At 39.1% G+C, this 18,099-nt stretch carries 18 protein-coding genes and 1 pseudogene; 8 read left to right on the top strand and 11 right to left on the bottom strand.

The window, feature by feature from the left end; translation table 11 throughout:
• Positions 1-69 precede the first annotated feature (69 nt).
• The 3 genes from RTX25_RS14660 (at position 70) to RTX25_RS14470 (ending at position 2,019) form a co-directional block, all read left to right on the top strand.
• On the top strand, positions 70-165 hold the full coding sequence (locus RTX25_RS14660) for a hypothetical protein (RefSeq protein ID WP_397428566.1): 96 nt from the start codon (positions 70-72) through the stop codon (positions 163-165).
• 99 nt (positions 166-264) lie between these two features.
• Positions 265-537 carry a CD1845 family protein gene (locus tag RTX25_RS14465; RefSeq protein ID WP_312654617.1) on the top strand — a complete coding sequence of 91 codons (273 nt, stop codon included), beginning with the start codon at positions 265-267 and terminating at the stop codon, positions 535-537.
• Positions 538-615: 78 nt separating this feature from the next.
• Positions 616-2,019 (top strand): relaxase/mobilization nuclease domain-containing protein, encoded by a 1,404-nt coding sequence (locus RTX25_RS14470; RefSeq protein ID WP_312654618.1) that lies wholly within the window; start codon positions 616-618, stop codon positions 2,017-2,019.
• Positions 2,020-2,346: 327 nt separating this feature from the next.
• Here RTX25_RS14470 and RTX25_RS14475 read toward each other — a convergent pair whose 3' ends face one another.
• From RTX25_RS14475 to RTX25_RS14490, 4 genes are all read right to left on the bottom strand, one after another.
• Positions 2,347-2,580 (bottom strand): heavy-metal-associated domain-containing protein, encoded by a 234-nt coding sequence (locus RTX25_RS14475; protein WP_012658662.1) that lies wholly within the window; start codon positions 2,578-2,580, stop codon positions 2,347-2,349.
• 95 nt (positions 2,581-2,675) lie between these two features.
• Positions 2,676-4,523, bottom strand: a complete 1,848-nt coding sequence (locus tag RTX25_RS14480; RefSeq protein ID WP_312654619.1) for a heavy metal translocating P-type ATPase — start codon at positions 4,521-4,523, stop codon at positions 2,676-2,678.
• 58 nt (positions 4,524-4,581) lie between these two features.
• A complete protein-coding gene (locus RTX25_RS14485; protein ID WP_047001639.1) occupies positions 4,582-4,884 on the bottom strand; it encodes a hypothetical protein in 303 nt (100 codons plus the stop codon).
• 149 nt (positions 4,885-5,033) lie between these two features.
• Entirely contained in the window at positions 5,034-5,798 is a 765-nt protein-coding gene (locus tag RTX25_RS14490) for a Crp/Fnr family transcriptional regulator (RefSeq protein ID WP_047001640.1), read from the bottom strand.
• A gap of 117 nt (positions 5,799-5,915) precedes the next feature.
• Between RTX25_RS14490 and RTX25_RS14495 the strand changes: the two genes are divergently transcribed.
• The 5 genes from RTX25_RS14495 (at position 5,916) to RTX25_RS14515 (ending at position 9,885) form a co-directional block, all read left to right on the top strand.
• Positions 5,916-6,431, top strand: coding sequence for a hypothetical protein (locus RTX25_RS14495; RefSeq protein ID WP_312654620.1), 516 nt, complete (start codon positions 5,916-5,918; stop codon positions 6,429-6,431).
• Positions 6,337-7,650 (top strand): recombinase family protein, encoded by a 1,314-nt coding sequence (locus RTX25_RS14500; protein WP_312654621.1) that lies wholly within the window; start codon positions 6,337-6,339, stop codon positions 7,648-7,650. Before RTX25_RS14495 ends, RTX25_RS14500 begins: the two co-directional genes overlap by 95 nt.
• Positions 7,628-9,223 carry a recombinase family protein gene (locus RTX25_RS14505; protein ID WP_312654622.1) on the top strand — a complete coding sequence of 532 codons (1,596 nt, stop codon included), beginning with the start codon at positions 7,628-7,630 and terminating at the stop codon, positions 9,221-9,223. The genes RTX25_RS14500 and RTX25_RS14505 overlap by 23 nt, the downstream gene beginning before the upstream one ends.
• A 70-nt stretch (positions 9,224-9,293) precedes the next feature.
• Positions 9,294-9,512 carry a helix-turn-helix transcriptional regulator gene (locus RTX25_RS14510; RefSeq protein ID WP_312654623.1) on the top strand — a complete coding sequence of 73 codons (219 nt, stop codon included), beginning with the start codon at positions 9,294-9,296 and terminating at the stop codon, positions 9,510-9,512.
• Positions 9,496-9,885: a hypothetical protein gene (locus RTX25_RS14515; protein WP_312654624.1), complete on the top strand. Its 390-nt coding sequence runs from the start codon at positions 9,496-9,498 to the stop codon at positions 9,883-9,885. Before RTX25_RS14510 ends, RTX25_RS14515 begins: the two co-directional genes overlap by 17 nt.
• 726 nt (positions 9,886-10,611) lie before the next feature.
• On the opposite strand, the pseudogene RTX25_RS14520 reads toward RTX25_RS14515, so the two are convergent.
• The 7 genes and pseudogenes from RTX25_RS14520 to RTX25_RS14550 form a co-directional block, all read right to left on the bottom strand.
• Positions 10,612-11,199: pseudogene (locus tag RTX25_RS14520) on the bottom strand (type I restriction-modification system subunit M N-terminal domain-containing protein); the annotation flags it as partial.
• 19 nt (positions 11,200-11,218) lie between these two features.
• The gene (locus RTX25_RS14525) at positions 11,219-11,812 is read right to left on the bottom strand and encodes a helix-turn-helix domain-containing protein (RefSeq protein WP_312654625.1); all 594 of its coding nucleotides are present in this window, start codon (positions 11,810-11,812) and stop codon (positions 11,219-11,221) included.
• A gap of 495 nt (positions 11,813-12,307) precedes the next feature.
• On the bottom strand, positions 12,308-13,003 hold the full coding sequence (locus RTX25_RS14530) for a DsbA family protein (RefSeq protein ID WP_312654626.1): 696 nt from the start codon (positions 13,001-13,003) through the stop codon (positions 12,308-12,310).
• A gap of 19 nt (positions 13,004-13,022) precedes the next feature.
• Positions 13,023-14,624 carry a PD-(D/E)XK nuclease family protein gene (locus tag RTX25_RS14535; RefSeq protein ID WP_312654627.1) on the bottom strand — a complete coding sequence of 534 codons (1,602 nt, stop codon included), beginning with the start codon at positions 14,622-14,624 and terminating at the stop codon, positions 13,023-13,025.
• 27 nt (positions 14,625-14,651) lie between these two features.
• Entirely contained in the window at positions 14,652-15,326 is a 675-nt protein-coding gene (locus RTX25_RS14540; RefSeq protein ID WP_312654628.1) for a hypothetical protein, read from the bottom strand.
• A gap of 15 nt (positions 15,327-15,341) precedes the next feature.
• Entirely contained in the window at positions 15,342-15,566 is a 225-nt protein-coding gene (locus RTX25_RS14545) for a helix-turn-helix transcriptional regulator (RefSeq protein ID WP_312654629.1), read from the bottom strand.
• A gap of 258 nt (positions 15,567-15,824) precedes the next feature.
• On the bottom strand, positions 15,825-18,023 hold the full coding sequence (locus tag RTX25_RS14550; RefSeq protein ID WP_312654630.1) for a copper-translocating P-type ATPase: 2,199 nt from the start codon (positions 18,021-18,023) through the stop codon (positions 15,825-15,827).
• Between the last annotated feature and the right edge of the window lie 76 nt (positions 18,024-18,099).

Consider the following 18,099-nt stretch of genomic DNA (forward strand, 5'->3'; position numbering starts at 1 on the left):
GTATCGCTCCTTCGAAGAAGCAGCAACAATCTGAATCAATACGCCAAGCGGGCTCATGAGACCGGACGCATCTATGAAGCCGATATTGAGGATGTCCAGAGCAGTTTGAAGAGCGTATGGGAAAAGGCGGACCAGATCATGACCCGCCTTTCCACCATAGATTAAAAATTTTTTCGACAACATGGACGATATTTGGATTCCTTGCTACGATCAGGGTAGAAGAAAATTCTCTAATGATCGGAGGTGTGCAGCATGAGATTTCTCATGAAGTTGTTCTTATTCCCAATCACACTGGCTTTAACAATCCTTGTTGCAGCCTGCCGTTTGCTGTGTCAGCTGTCTACCATGGTGCTGGGGATCGTGGCTTTTGTCTGCTTTGCCATCGCACTAGGAACCATAGTCCTGCTGCAGGATGTCCCGGAAGGTCTGAAATTGATGGGCCTGGCCTGGCTGATCAGTCCCTTCGGACTGCCGCTGATCGCAGCATTCCTGGTAGAACTGCTTGGCGTATTTAATGATTCCCTGAAAGCTATTTAAGAAGATAAAGTATAATCCTGTGAAGGGCGCGGTGGAGCAATCTGCTGCGCCTTTTTCTTTTGGAAGGAGGTGTCCGCTGTGGCAACCACGAGATTAATCCCCATGCACGTTATCAAAGGTCAGACCGTGGCCCATACGGTGCATGAGCGCCTTTCCTATGCCATCAATCCAGAAAAAACCAACAGCGGACAGCTCGTCAAAGCCTATGGCTGTGAACCGGAAACCGCTGCTGGAGAGATGCTGCTTTGCAAAAAAGAATATGAGACCTACATTGGACGCAGTGAAGAGAAGAAGAGCGACATCGTGCTCTATCAGATCCGGCAGTCCTTCAAGCCAGGTGAGATCACCCCAGAGAGGGCACAGGAGATCGGCTATGAGCTGGCCATGAGCTTTACCAAAGGCAAGTATCAATTTATTGTCGCCACACATACCGATCATGCCCATATCCACAATCACATCATTTTCAATTCTACATCCATCGACCATACGCAAAAATTCAGAAATTTCCTTGGCTCCAGTGAAGTGATCCGGAAAATCAGCGACAAACTCTGCCTTGAGAACGGGCTCTCTATCATTGAAGCGCCAAAGCAAGGACCATCCCATTACGGCAAGTGGCTGGGCGATAAGAAACCACTATCCTGGCAGGAGAAGCTGAGACAAACCATCGATGCTGTCATGGTTCAAAAGCCAGCTGATTTTGACACCTTCCTGAAGCTGATGGTGGTGAATGGTTATGAAGTGAAACAGGGGCAGCATCTCGCTTTTAAAGCTATTGGTCAGCAGAAATTCACAAGATTGCGATCCCTCGGAGAAGGATATTCTGAGGAAGAGTTGAGATCTGCGATACTCGGAAAGACCGTCCACACTCCAAAAGTCAAAAGACCTTATCGAAAAAATCCAGACAAGATTAATCTTCTGGTGGATATCCAGGCCAGACTTCAAGCTGGTAAAGGTCCTGGCTACGAGCGCTGGGCAAAAGTTTTCAATCTGAAACAGATGGCTCAGACCATCAATTTTCTGACGGAGAATAACATCACCGACTATGAAAAACTTGTTGAAAAAACAAAAGCTGCGACGGATCGTTATCACGAGCTGTCACAGCAGATCAAGGATCTTGAAAAACGAATGGCGGAGATTACTGAGTTGAAGAAGCATATCATTAACTATGCGAAAACGAAGGAGATATATACAGCATATCGAGAGTCCGGATTTTCAGGAAGGTATTATGAAGCAAACACAGAGGATATTTTGCTTCATCAATCTGCGAAACAAGCATTCAGTTTGCTCTCAGCAAAGCAAATACCTGCCATGAAAAATCTTCAATTAGAATACCGGAAGTGCTCGAGTGCGAAAAAATCGCTATCAGCAGACTATAGGTCTATGAAGAGCATTATGAAACAATCTGTAATCATAAAAAACAACGTCGATCTTATTATGGGAGCCTCATGCCCAGAAGATAAAAAAATAGAGCGGGTTCTATAGAATATAAATAACCAATAAAATCGATAATATAGCCAACTAGCCAAATCGGGTGTCCAAGCAACTTGTTGATCTGGATAACAATCTAAAAGAACATAGACATGTTTCCATGTTCTGGATGTTTTGAGATGAATTCATAGCTGTCAAGAAATATTGGCTCAAATGCTTTTATCGAAAATTCCCTCTGTGGAAACATATCCACAGAGGGCTTTCGTATGTGAGAACATATCAGTCAAAGTATGGATTTATTACATAGCTCCTCTAATACAGTTCTTAGGAAAAAATGCTTCCCAAACACTATCTCCCATACAAACTTAATTGGTTCGCTACTTAAATATTTTTGACCTGGGATTTTAATACTTCATAACCTAATTTGTCGATAACATGTTCAATGTCTTTTATAGATACTTTTTCATCGTCAAATTCCACCCTCACCTTGCTTGAATTAAATAGTACTTTTAAACTCTCTTTACTTACCCCGTCCAAAGATTTCACACCATTCTCTATTTTTTGCATACAAGACGGACATGTTAATGTTTCTAATTGAATCGTTGCTTTTTGCATTTTCTTCTCTCCTTTAGTTTATATCGATTTTATTATACTCGATTATTATCATCATTAAATTGATTTGCATCAACAGCTTAATTTGTTGTTTATTTTCATAGTTTGTAGCGTAGCAACCTCATACCATTTAAAATCACTACTAATATACTTACTTCATGTACTAACATACCGATTGACATGTTCATCCATTCACTAAAGAATACGCTGGCAAGAAGGACTAATACAACCCCTACTGCAATAATAATATTTTGAAGCATGTTATTAGCGGTTGCTTTTGTTAAACCTAATGCATGTGGCAAGCGGCTGAAATCTGAATTCATTAAAACAACATCTGAAGTTTCGATTGCTACATCTGTTCCATTTCCCATAGCAATTCCAATTTGTGCTAGAGCTAGTGAAGGACTATCATTTACTCCATCTCCAACAAATGCCACAATTTGACCTTTTTCTTGTAACTCTTTAATATATGTTGCTTTATCTTCTGGCAACATATGTCCATGAGCTTCTGTAAGTCCTAGTTCACGTGCTACTAAATCAACTGTTCCTTGGTTATCACCAGAAAGAACTACTAGATTTTTAACACCAAGTTTTTTCAACTTTTTAAGATCATCTTTTACACCCGGGCGAATTTGATCACGAATACCCATCAATGCTTTTAATTCACCATCAACTGATGTTAAAACAAGTGAATTTCCATTTTTCTCAAATCTGGCAATATCTGCACGAGCTTTTTCACTTAAAAGAATATTTTCTTGCTCCATTAGTGCCACATTACCGACTGCAACTTTATGACCTTCTATATGAGCTACAATTCCTCCACCTTTTACAACATCTGTTTTTTCAACTGTATATAATTTTATATCTCCAATATATTCTACAACTGCTTTTGCTAATGGATGATCTGATTCCTTTTCAACACTTGCTAGATACCCTAATACTTCATATACATTATCTGCATAAATTTCTTTATCAGCTACTTTGGGATTTCCTATTGTTAATGTACCTGTTTTGTCAAATACCATGGTATCTAGTCTGCTAAAGTCACTAATAACCTCGCTACCTTTTAGAAGGACTCCATGACGTGCTCCATTGCCAATCCCCGCGACGTTTGAAACCGGTACACCGATTACCAATGCTCCTGGACATCCTAAAACTAATATTGTAATTGCAAGTTCAATATCCCTTGAAAATATCCATACAATAAAAGAGAGAACTAAAACAGCTGGTGTGTAGTATTTAGAAAATCTATCAATGAAACGTTCTGCTTCTGATTTTGAATCCTGTGCTTCTTCAACCAACTCAATGATTTTACCAAAAGTAGTATCCTCACCTACACGATCAGCAGTGATTTGAATAGTTCCATTTTCTAAAATTGTTCCGGCATATACCCCCGAATCTTTCTTTTTACTTACAGGAACCGCTTCTCCTGTAATACTTGCTTCATTAATATGCCCTTCTCCTGTTAACACTGTACCGTCAACTGGGATTTTTGCACCCGTTTTAACAAGCAAAATATCTCCTACATCAACTTCATCTATTTCTACTTCTTCAAACTCACCATTTTCCACTTGTTTTAAGGCACTTTCTGGTGCCATTTGAGTTAATTCTTTAATTGCAGAACGTGTTTTATTAAGTGTCCTTTGTTCTAGATAAGCTCCAAATAGAAATAAAAATGTAACAATTGCTGATTCTTCGTAGTTTCTAATTATAAAGGCTCCGATAACTGCAATGGTAACTAAAACATCAATACTAACTACTTTGACTTTTAATGCTTGATACGCTTGAATCGCAATAGGTGAAACTCCCAAAATTGAAGCAATTACTAATGCCCATATGGCTATTTGTTCGTTTTCGAAGCCTAATTTACTGACAAATGCAATTATTATTAAAATTGCACTTACTATTGTAATATGGTTTTTTCTTCCTAATATAATTTTTTGCATATTCATACTCCTCCCTATTAGATTATTTATATCTTTCCATTACTTTGTTTGTTTTCTTTTATGCTTCATATGCTTTATCTAATTCTGCTAACATGTTATATACTGCTTCATAACTTTCGCATACATCACCTGGAACTGTATAATTATCTGTGATTTCACGTAATTTTACAAACTCCTCTTTTAAGTCCGGCTTTTCTACTCCCGCATCTTTTGCTTTCTTTGCAAGTTCATCATATACTTTACGAACCTGGTAGAATTCTGGATGATTTCCTCCATGAACTTTTGCTACAACTGGAACATATTGTGCTAATGTTTTTAAATGAGTTTCCTTTACTTGATTAAAATTTAATTGTCTTGACATATTTTTTTCCTTCTTTCTTGTTTTATTTTTTCTTTATCTTGATTGTATAATACTATGGATTGAAAGAAATTAAATTGATCTAAATCAAGTTTAGTCTTTTTTAAATGTTTTAATAATTTTTACTACTATTTTACTTTATATTATCACATCTATACCAACAACAATCCATCTAAATCCAAAATCTCAATCTTTCTACCTGATTTTTGTTTTATATATCCTTCATTTTCAAGGTCAGCTAACTTTCTACTAATAGTTTCTGGAGTAGTTCCTAGATAAGAGGCTAAATCCTTTTTACTCATTGGCAATTCAATTTCCATTGGACCATCTCCGCTTTCCATGCATTCTGCAAGAAACAGTGCTAATCTAGTATCTACCTTCTCTGTGGCAAATCTAGTTGTTTGTTTTTCTGATGTTTCTAATCGGTTAGAGAATTCCGATAAAATCTTCAAAGATATAGTAGGGTACTTTAATAAAAATTCTTGCAAATCATTTCTACTAATCATACATACATCGGTATCACTCATTGCTTCTGCATATGCTTCCTGAATTGATTCGCGAAACAAGGCAAGCTCTCCAGTGAAATCGCCTGGATTTAATATTCTCACTAATTGTTCTTTTCCTGATTCAGACAAACGGTAAATTCGAATTTTCCCTTTACTTACAATATATAACAAGTCGGATATATCTCCCTCTCGGTAAATTACTTCACCCTTTTTAAAAGAGGTCGATTTCGTTACTTTCATAATTTCCTCCATCTGTTCTCCTTCTAAATGATTAAAGATCGGAACTACAGTGATACATGAAGCGTGTGAAGCTGACTCATGTCCTTGATGATGAGTGTGAGTAACATCGTGATACCCTTGTTTTTCTATATATTGATTTTTAATTTCATGCATCAAATCCTTTTTTTTCATTTGAATGCCCCTTTCATATTCTCTCTTAAGGTCTCTTTAGCTTTTTCCAAGTACCCACGAGTCCACCGATTCCAGCGGAAGAATTACAGCCATTGAGAAAGTTTAAGGAGGAAAGCCATGAGCTATGATCGTAATTTTAATAACACCTTGGCCATCTGGGCAGCTTTTGGTGGCAGAGGAAGTATTGTCCTTCCTATTCCTACCTTAAGCTGGACCAAGAAGTACTATAACAATTTTGGCTACACCCAATACGGAAGTGAAAGACAGATTAATGTCTATGATAATGGAAACGCTCAGATAGCTGTTTATTATGCAAAGACTCCCTATATGTCCTACTGGAACAAGACCACCAAACAATGGACCGTTGTCAGTGTTCCTTGGTGGAGTCATGGGCAGCCTGAGATACTTTATGCTGCGGATGGAGTCTTTATTGCCAAGATCGTGGGCCTCGCTAATATCATAGCATCCTTTGACGGGATCACCTGGCATAACGCTGGGTACTGCGCCGGAGCTCAAAATGCCATGACCTGTGGTGCTTATGATATGGACCGAGGCTCTGGTGTGGTCAGCTGGTGGTACTACAAGTCACCGGTTTATTACAGCTCGAAGGAATTTCCAGAAAGGAAAGCCTAATTCCTTTAATATTTATGGCTACCGCTGGAATGGAGAACAGTTTGTTGTTGAGCCAGAGGAAGCCAAGATTGTAAAGCTGATTTATGATAATTTCATCAAAGGAATGTCCGCCGAACAAACAGAGGTGCAGCTTGAAGAAATGGGTGTCAAATCATATACCGGTGGACGTTTTTCAAACACCTCAATTCGGGCGATCCTTAAGAATGAAAAGTATACCGGTAACATGCTTTTACAAAAGGGTTTTATTGAGGACCATATCACACACAAGTTAAAGCCCAACAACGGCGAACTCCCACAGTACTGGGTAGAAGATTCTCATGAAGCCATCATTGACCTAGAAACTTATAAAAAGGTGCAAGCTGAAATCGCACGGCGCAGAAAGTTAGGCGTTTTCGCAAACCCATCAATCAACACCACCTGCTTTACAAGCAAGATAAAGTGTGGAAACTGCGGTGTCAGCTATAGGCGCAGCGGCAAAAGACAAAGCAAGCATTCAAGTGATGTTTATTACATTTGGACTTGCCAGACTAAAGACCGCAAAGGCGTGTCAGAGTGCAGCGCCAAAAACATCCCAGAGAAGATACTCCAAGGTGTCTGTGCCCAGGTGCTCGGCTTAGAAGAATTTGATGAAGATTTTTTCCTGGATCAAGTTGAAAAAATTGTGGTGAATGGAACAGATGAACTCATCTTTCATTTACATGACGGTAGCGTTATTCCTCAACAATGGAAATCCACGGCCAGGAAGGATTGGTGGACACCTGAAGCTCGCGCTGCAAAGTCAGCCTACAGTAAAAAGAACCCAAGAAGCTCTGGAAACATCACTTGCTTCACCGGAAAAATAAACTGCAGTAAGTGCGGGCAAAACCTACGCAGAAACACAAGCCCCCGAGTAAGTGGTCAGAAGGCCCACCATTGGCGGTGTCCCCCTCACACAGATTGCGGCCACAGCGGATTGGAAGAGAACATGTTAAAAACTATATCTAGCGATGTCCTTTCCATTAAAGAGTTTGACGAAGCTATCTTTCAAGAAAAAGTTGATAGCATCACTGTGGTTTCCAACACAGAGCTTCTCTTTCAGCTGAAGGATGGCAGTAAGATCACAAAACAATGGCAGTTTAAACGCAGACAACCCGCCTGGTCAGAGGAAAGAAAGAAAAGGCAAGCTGAGAAAATGAAAGAGGCATGGAGGAAAAAGCATGAGCAGAACAAAGACAACTAAAAACGTTAAAACCATACCTGCTACACTCAGGCAGTTTTCTTCCACGCCAATTAATGAGCAAAGAAAACGCCGCACAGCTGGCTACGCTCGCGTATCCACCGACAGCGAAGAACAGTTCACAAGCTATGAGGCGCAGGTCGATTATTACACCAATTTTATTAAAAGTCGAGACGATTGGGAGTTCGTGAAGGTTTATACCGACGAAGGGATATCCGGTACCAACACCAAAAAGCGTGAAGGCTTTAGGCGCATGATCCAGGACGCCTTAAGCGGCAAGATTGACCTCATCGTTACCAAGTCAGTCAGCCGGTTTGCAAGGAACACAGTTGACAGCCTCACCACCGTTCGTCAATTGAAAGAAAAAGGAATCGAGATCTATTTTGAGAAGGAAAATATCTGGACCTTAGATTCTAAAGGCGAACTTCTAATCACCATCATGTCATCCCTTGCCCAGGAAGAAAGCCGCAGCATTTCAGAGAACGTCACATGGGGACAGCGCAAGAGATTTGCAGACGGGAAGGTTACGGTTCCCTTCGGGCACTTCCTCGGTTACGATCGGGGTGAAGATGGCAACCTTGTCTTGAACCCCGATGAAGCAGTTATAATCCAGAGGATCTTCAGCATGTTCCTACAGGGCATGACGCCTTATGGTATTGCCAAGCAGCTTACCGCAGACGGCATTTTATCACCCGCGAAGAAAGATAAGTGGAACGCAGGCACCATCAAGCGCATCCTCACAAATGAAAAGTACAAAGGAGATGCACTTTTGCAGAAAAGCTACACCGTAGATTTTCTTACCAAAAAGAAGAAAGCCAACGAGGGTGAAATTCCTCAATACTATGTTGAGAATAACCATGAAGCGATTATTGAGCCAGCGGTCTTCGACCTGGTCCAAAACGAGTTAGAAAAAAGAAACCCTGCAAACAATCGTCACAGCGGTGTTCATATATTCTCTGGAAAGATAAAATGCGGCTCATGTGGAAGCTGGTACGGTTCTATGGTATGGCATTCAAACAGCAAATACCGACGTACAGTCTGGCAATGCAACCATAAGTTCAACGGACAGCAAAAATGCTCCACTCCCCACCTCGATGAAGATACAATAAAAGAACTTTTCGTGAAGGCTGTTAATAAGCTCCTGGAAGACAAGGATGAAATCATAGCAAACTTCGAATCCATGAAGGATATTCTGTATGACACTGGTCCCTTAGAAACCAAACAGACCGAGCTTCAAAATGAAATGGAGATTGTCACTGAGCTGATACAGCAATGCATTAATGAAAACGCCAATGTTGCCTTAGATCAAGGAGAGTACCAAAGAAAATACGACAGCCTTGTAGAAAAATTTGATGTCACTAAAGCTGAGTTGGAATCTGTAACTGAGCAGATTAAAGATAAAATTACTAGGCATAAAAACTTAGAAATATTCCTAAATGAACTGCAAAAACAAGATGGATTGATTTCAGAATTCGCCCCACTTTTATGGAATAGCCTAGTTGATTATGTGACGGTTTATGAGAAGGAAGAAGTTCAAATAATTCTTAAAAATGGAATGAGTGTAAAAAGTATTTGACAGCTATTCCATTTTGTTTTATAATAAAGGTGTAAAAGATGTTTTACATAATCTCAAAGGTGGGATTCATATGCAAAATAAAATTAAAGAATATCGAGAAAAGAATAATCTTTCCCAAGGAGGGTTGGCAGATTTATGTAATGTAAGTAGACAGACAATCAACGCTATTGAAAACAACAAATATGATCCGAGTTTACAATTAGCATTTAACATAGCAACAATACTAGGTGTAAAAGTAGACTACTTATTTTTAAATGAAGGAGAGGAAAAAGATGATAAAAAGACGTAATCTAATGCGTGTATTTGGTGTTGCTACTTTAGTGCTGATAGCAAATATTATTTATAAAATTGCATTAGGAAAAACTATCGAAATGTATGATGTGTTAGCAATGGGAACTTTTGTAATGATGTTTGTAGCTACCATTACTTGGGGAGACAAAGAAGAAAAAAAAGGTCTATATCAAGAAGATGAACTTGGACAAAAAATAATAGAGAAAAGTTCCAAAATAAGTTATACTATTTTATTATTCATCATAATGTTGGCTGTATTTGCTGATAAAATCGTAAATGGTACAGTTAATCTGTTTTTGCTGCTTGTGTTAGGCTTTGCGATGATAACATACCCTTTGGTTGAATACTTCATTGCAAAAAAATACAAGTAAATTCTTAATGGAACATCTTTTTTTAATCATCTAAATTTTAAACAAAAAAGCATTTTGTACCATTTAAAAGCTCAGATTTATATCTGGGTTTTTTCTTTGTTACTTGTACTGTTAATTTGTTGTCAAGATGTATTCTCATTGCTGTATTAATTATAATGATATTAACTTTTTCTCCAAACTGAATCTGCTACACTCATATGCAATATTAAGTAAGGCTTTGTTATCAACGGTTTATAAATTTAATGCATTTTTTTCTTTCAATATGGCCGTAATATACTCAGATAAAGAAAAAAGAGTCTACTCAACCATTTAAAAGATTATTCTATGGGAGAAAAGTCCCTGTCTCTATATGCATCTACTTTTAGTTGCGTTCCTGCGAGTATATCACCCAAATGGCGTTTATCACTTCTTGCCAACCCCATCACCAAGAGCACAACCGCCAGTACTAAACTGAAATTTATAAGAAAGATATGTACCACATTGAAGTTGCTGTATATCCCATGAATGGCCCCCATGTGATGTTATTCTCTGACAGCACGTAATCTCCCTTCAAATTTCTACTTTCTCTTTTACTTATACTCTATTAATATTATATTAATAAGCTACCAATTTAAAATAGCCGAGATATCCTCGGCTTCTACCTTGCACACCCCTTTTTGAGTTTGCATACCCTTAAGCGTAGCAAGTTTGAGGTTCATTAAATTGTATCAATCTCTGAATGATTCTCTCGTAGACTCTACCTTGGTAGGGCTCGATCATGTCAACCAAAGTTTTAACTACGCTGGTTGGCGTATAGAATTCTCCACCGCCTTTTCCTTCAACGCTGGCAAACTGCCCAAGGAAGTATTCATACACTCTACCAAGTAAGTCCTTTTCTCCATTTTGATGAAGCTTGATGGTTGAAATAAGATCTATCAGTTCTCCGAGTCTTCTTTTATCGATTTCTGGTCTTGCGTAGCGTTTATCCAGTACACCCTTAAGTGATGGATTCTCTTTCTCAATAAGAATCATGGCATCATCAATGTACTGACCAATTTTAGAGTCTTTTGCATTATCTTTGATATATGTCCATCTCGCTTCTTTAGGGACCCAGAAGATATTCTCTGCTTCATACTCATCCCGGTCCTCTTCAAAGCCTGCACCTTCTTCTACTAGCGCATTAAACTTTGTTTCAAATTTATCGGATATGTACTTAAGGAAGATCAGTCCCAGTACCACATGTTTATATTCACTGGCATCCATGCTGCCTCTCAGTTTGTCTGCCGCTTTCCAAAGTGTCTCTTCAAATCCTATGTTTCCTGTGTTCTCAGCCATTAATATTCCCTCCAAATGTTCAATAGTTATGATCATCAAAGACTTCAAATATTTCGCTTTCAAAGCCTTCTTGTTCCGGTTCGCTGCTTACCCAATCAGGTAAGACTTCGTAATAGTGGGCCAGCGCTTCAACCGTTTTGTGTAGAACTGATTCATGTTGCACTTTTTCAAGTAGTTCTACGATAAGCTTATAGGTCTCCAAGTATGGATTATTATCTACTACATCCATCGCGGCCTTAAACTTAGATACCAGCTTGGCCTTTTCTATATCTCGCTCTATTGCATTCATTTCTTCTTTATCATAGATGGGAACTTCAACAAGATCATTAATCTCTCCCAAAGAAAACTGCTGTTCATGCTTTTTGATTACAGGCTTCAAATCTCTTTTTAGCTTTTCCTTCTGGATTTCTAACTGATCAATTTCACTAAGCTCACTTCCAAAGTAGGACTGATCAATACCAAAGAGTTCTTCTAAAACCGGTAGATATTTCTTTGGAATGTTCTGTCGCCCTTTCACCCACATGTTTATATTTTGTTTTTTAATGCCAAGTTTTTCTGCAAGTTCTATATGTTGAAGGTTATAGAGGTTTAAAATATATTCTAATCCTATCAAGTTTTCACCTCCTGGTGCAGGGCTATGATCCCACCTAATATTTATTGTACTTCATTATATTGACTCGGTCAATATGAAGTGTAAATGTTTTCTAATTTTTTGACAATAATCCTGTCAACTCACTACGTTTTTGTCAGTTATCTTATCAACTCATAATCCCTAAAGTAAATCTAGCCACTCAACCTTACACTTTCATAGTCTTAGATAAGTTCCCTCAAAATAAAAAACCGTGATTATCCTTCTGGCTTAAAGCCAGTTCTCAAATCACGGTAAGTGCTTATTTACTCAAGTTTCTCCACTCTTACTTCTCTATCCTTGACATCAATACTACCGTCTCAACGTGGCCCGAGTCATTTTTTATGATGTCAGTTGCCAATTTTGGTATCTTACGTTAGTGGAAACAGATCAACGACCTTTTTTGCTCTTTCTAGGGACGAGGGAACATAGCAATGGTTTTGTCTGTTCGTGAGAACATATCAATACTTTTCAAATGGATCATTCACATTCGATTTTTCCGTCCACCAAGCGACAGGAAGCTCCGTCAGATGTCGGCTGTTCTTTTCCTTTTGTAATTTCCTCTATGACTTGGATAATTTTAGATAAGGGTTGTGCGCCGCTAATCTGCTGATTCCCATTTATGACGAGTGCCGGGACCCCTTGAATGTTATATTGTTTTACAAGAAGAAAGTCACTCTCTACTGCATCTTTTGTCTCTATGCTATTGTAATGGTGCACCCAGGACTCAAAGTCTATACCACTTTCTCTGACACAGTCCTCGATAATCTCGTTTTCCTCAATATTTTGATTTTGTACAAACAAGGCATTTTGCAGCGCGTCAAAAACATCCCAATACCCAGCATCGCCCGCTACGAAGTATGCCGCTTTGCATGCAATAAGGCCTTTCATAGAAGACGGAAACAAAAAGTCTGTCTGGCGCATTCCGGAGATGTTGAACCGATGGTGGTCATCATTATGATTTGCATGTTCCCAATGACTCATAATCTCAGCCTTGGCTGCTGCTCTTGAACCAAACATCGCGTCGAAATCGCGTTCCGATTTCACTAAGGCATAGGAGCGATGCACGATTTCTATTTCCGGCATCAGTTTTTGGAGCTGCCGCATCCGATAGGACATTGGAAAACAAAAACTGCATATGACGTCATGAAAAAACTCGATGGTTATTTTATTCATTTTATCCCTCCACTTATTTCTACCGTTTCTTTGCATTGTAAATCGTATTTTGAAATCTTCTTTGCATCTCTTCCTCTAACTCATTATCATAGTCCTTTGTGTGCTTGTACATTGCATTAATGAAGTCATTAAAATAAGGCACATCATCAAACAGTTTTCTATGTTCAATGAAGAAATTATAAATTTCTCTATAATAAATAACAGTATATTTTTCACCGCACGAAAATTTGCTCAGTTCAATGCGATTGTAATTGGGTGAAAATATAAAGCAACTTGCTGTTTTCGAGCAATAATCATCATCAGAGGTAACAAATTGAAAGTATTTTTTTAGTTGTGATTGTACTTGATCACTGTAGATATCGTGACGGTCATTAATACCATTGATGCTCGATTTTATTTTATTTTCTATTACGACGACATTATTTATATCTGATACAAGCAGGTCAATGTTTTTCTTTTCTCTCTCAATAGTGAAATCTGCTTGCATCTCGATATGCAGAACATCGTTAGCAAAAAGAGAAAAGGCATCTCTATTGAGATTGAAAAAGTAAGCAAACATGTTCGAAAAAGCGAGTTCATTGTCCTCATGTTTGATTATTTTCATGAAATTGAAGTATGGATCTTTTTGAGGTTCAGGTAATTCAGAAATTGCTTGTGTCGTGTTTGCCTCTTCCCATAACTCTTTGTTCTCAATTATCTTATTCAAATCAACGAAAGAATCCGGCTTTTCATTTTCGTTATAGAATTCCCTTAATGTTTGTTTGCCAAATCCTTTATATGTACGAACGAAAAAGGTGTTGTCACCACTTGCTGACGCATCATCTGTAATATATATCTGCATTTTCGGCTTTATAACCTTATCTGCAATAAACGTTGCGTAAGCATTTTTTTCATCTTCTAGACTACCGCGAAAAGAATTCTCATTAAATAGATCTACAAGGCTTATTCCGCCATATGTCAGTCCTAATGCAACTTGCCCTTTATATCTCTCTTTTCGCGGTAGTCTGCTGTCCGCAAAATCAAGAATCATAACCCCATCTGCCTTGGCCAGCACTTTATATGTTTTCGTTGCAAATTTTCTCACCATCAAAACAGTTATTCTATTTTTTCCATGAGATAAGTCTATTGTTCCTTGTGAATTGAGATAGATATAGTTTTTTCCATCATCCGCCTTATAGAGATTGATGATTTCATGGCCTATATTATCGCCCTCTAACAGATAGCCTCCAACATACATTTTATTAATTATTATTTCTCGACTCATATTTATTGGCTTTACTTTAATTGGTTTTTTAATCTCAACGGATTCCATTGTCCCATTTGATGACAAAAATAAACGAAATCGTTTTAAATGGGACAAGTAATTACTCGCTAGTGACTTAACGTTTCCAGTCGAGTGCTCGGAAAGAGTCTTTATTAGTTCACTCTTTGCCACATTTTCAAAATCAGTATCCGTCACTGTATCCCAGAAAAGGTCTTTGCTGCCTTTTCTCCATAGGTAGAAGGTGTCACTATAAGCAGTATCGATCGTTAATTTTGAAATGTCTTGGCTATGTAGAAAGTTCCTATACAAAGTGCGCAGCTCATCAAATGATAACGCTTTCAATTTGTTTTTATCCAATTTTGAACCTCCTTTACATAATCGATTTTACTCATCATCCTCCTCCGTATCATCAATGCCAAATAGCATCTGAAACTTATCGAAGTTATACGGGTATGAGTTATCACCGTCAAACTTTACCGTCTTGTGGCCATTATAATATTCAAATTCTAACTCCCACTGCGTGCCATCACATACTGTGTAACCAAAACGCAGTGTTGAATATCTTCTGCGCCACTCACCAATGTGAAGGTCAGCCAGAGCAGCTATAAAGGTTTCCTTTGTGAAAGGTTCATCATCTTCATCAAGCAGAACAAGTGGTTCTTCATCTTCCCATAACTTTGTATATGCTCTCAATCCATCTGATAGCTCTATTACATAGCTGCGATAACCACCAAAGTAACCGCCAATGCTAAAAATAATCTTGCTGATGAAATCCATGTTTGAATCAAAGTCAGCAGCCTTTTCTTCTGATTTTGATAAAGTATAAGTTCCACCAACCTCAGCATAAGCTTGCTTAGCTCTTTCCAAATACTCACGAGTCCAGTGAAGGCGCGTATCTTCACTCGGATGCACAATTTCTTCTTGGCCATAGTCTGGGCTTTCCATCGTATTTTTAAGACGGCCTATTTCCTGCTTAAGCCCACGTATAGCGGTCATAATCTGCTCTTTTGTTTTTCCTTTGAGATACTCTTCATAATATCCTTCCGGGCTGATCATCATAGTAGACCGCCGCCTTTACTCATTTCCTGTTTTTATTTCTTTCCCATCAGGCAGAATGAAAGCCTGTTCAAACTTTACATCCATCACATCTGCTATGGTCTTAAGTTCTTCTAAGGTAATCGTTTCACGCTTCAGCTTCTTCCCGAAGTTCTGTGGCGACTGACCTAATCGTCTAGCCAATTCGGAGACACTGATATTCATTTGTTCACATAGCTGTCGTATCATGTCCGAGTTTTTCATAATAGTCCCTCCATGCCTTATTAGAAAATATTATAAACCATTTGGTTTCTAACCACAATGAAATCTTTACAAGCAGAAAACCCGCAACTCAATAAAAAGAGCTGCGGGTAAAATTGTGTTAAGAATTACTATCCGATATTGTCCTTGAAATCAGGTCCAGATTAAAATGATGGAGTCCTGTTTTTTCTCAGAAATCCGTGGGTGTACGTATATCCTTGTACAGCACACCAGCCAGTGTTTTTTTGTTCCTGCTTCGTTTTATTTCGGGTCTAATCTCAAAAGCATTGCATTGATCGCAACGATAACAGTGGAGAGGGACATGAATACTGCTCCAAGCGCAGGGCTCAAAGTTATTCCGATAGGAGCCAAAATACCAGCGGCTATCGGGATAGCAATAAAGTTATAACCCGCTCCCCAGACAAGATTTTGCTTCATCTTACGGGTGGTATTTCGGGACAATTCAATGAAGGATTCGATATCTCCCGGATCTGATTGGGTCAGAATGACGTCGGCAGAATCCAGGGCCACTTGCGTCCCGGCCCCAATGGCCACACCCACATCTGCCAAAGCAAGAGAGGGTGCATCATTGACGCCATCTCCTACCATGATAACCGTCTGGCCTTGATTTTTCATGGACTCGACTAGATTGTATTTATCTTCGGGAGATTGGTTTGCTCTATATTGAATGCCTAGCTCTTCCGCCACTCCTTGTGCAGCATTTTCGTTATCACCGGTAGCCATGATCGGCTCGATTCCGTACTTTTTCAACGCTTGGATTAAATCTCGACTGCTTTCCTTTAGTTCATCTCCCAATGCAACGGCGCCGATTGCTTCGCCATTTTCGACGAGTATGCTCACTGTGGCGCCTTTCGGCGTTTCCATATCCAACGTTTTTCCATATGATTTTTGGCTAATCAATTGATAACGGTGACCATTGGCTTCGCCTTCTACTCCTGCACCTGAAATAACTTCAATGGAATCAAAGTATACAGGGCTGAGACCGTTCTTTTCTGCATGCTGGACGATCGATTGGGCAATTGGATGACTAGAGCCTCCTTCGATGCCGGCCATTAAGACAATAATTTCTTCTTGTGTATAGGCACCGCTCAAATGTGTAACGTTCAGGACCTTAAATTCTCCCGTCGTTAATGTACCCGTCTTATCCAATACCATGACATCCGCTTTAGTAGCTAATTCCAACGCTTCTCTATTTTTAACTAGTAATCCTCGGCTCGCACCCAAACTAGTACTACGTGATACTACCAAAGGAATTGCAAGACCCAAAGCATGTGGGCAGGCAATAACTAACGTCGTTACAGTAAAGATAACGGCTGTAGGTAAATCTGCAATGATCATCCAGGCTACTAGAGCGATTACAGCTGCTATTACTGCAATGTAGAACAACCAGCTAGCTACTTTATGGGCCAAATTCTCTGCTCGAGAAGGCTGACTTTGTGCTTGGTTAATTAATGTTTGTACTTGCGAGATAAAGGACTTATCGCCTGTTTCTGTTACTTCTACATATAGAACACCACTACCATTTGTTGATCCACCAATGACTTGATCTTTAATATTCTTTTCGATTGGCTTAGATTCACCCGTTAAGAGAGACTCGTTTACACGGGATTCTCCGCGAATAATAATACCATCAGCTGGAACATTTTCTCCTGCTTGAACTCGGATAACATCTCCAACTTGAAGTTCAGACACAGGGCGAGTTTCAATCGAATCATCTTCTAAAACAACATGAGCGTCTTTGGGCAACAATTCTGCTAGAGCTTTTTGCGCATTTCCAGCTTCACCCAATGCCTTCATTTCAATCCAATGTCCAAATAACATAATTAAAATTAAAGTTGAAAACTCAAAGAAGAAGTCCATTACATGTTCGCCGGTCACATATCGAGCGGCCACTGCGTAAACACTATACACATAGGAAACCGTTATTCCCAAAGTAATCAAGGACATCATGCCGGGTGCTTTTGACATAAACTCATCCTTCGCACCCATGTAGAAAGGTTTCCCGCCATAAAGATACAGAATTGTTGCCAAGACAGCTGCTACAACGTCTGCATAAGGAAAGATGATTTGGAAAGGCCATTGAATATCCATCAAGGGAGTAATAAATAAGATTGCAATTCCCAATGGGAGTGATTTCAAGAAAATTTCCTTGAAACTACCATGATGGTGGTGGGCGTGCCCTCCCATTGCACCACGATCATGATCCATGTTGCTATGGTCCATCTTGCTATGGTCCATCTTGCTGTGGTCCATCTTGCCTTGATCCATATTGCTGTGATTCATCTTGCCGTGATCCATATTGCTGTGATCCATCTTACTGTGGTCCATCTTGCCGTGATCCATATTGCTGTGATCCATATTGCTGTGATCCATCTTACTGTGATCCATCTTACTGTGGTCCATATTTCCATCTTTAAGATTGTTATCTTTTTTATTCATTATTGGCCTCCTTGTAAAATCATACATTCCGTGAACTTGAAAGACTGTTGAGCGCCTCTATACTTCAATGAGATAA

Origin of the sequence: Proteiniclasticum sp. (assembly GCF_032054185.1) — a bacterium.
GTDB lineage: Bacteria > Bacillota > Clostridia > Clostridiales > Clostridiaceae > Proteiniclasticum.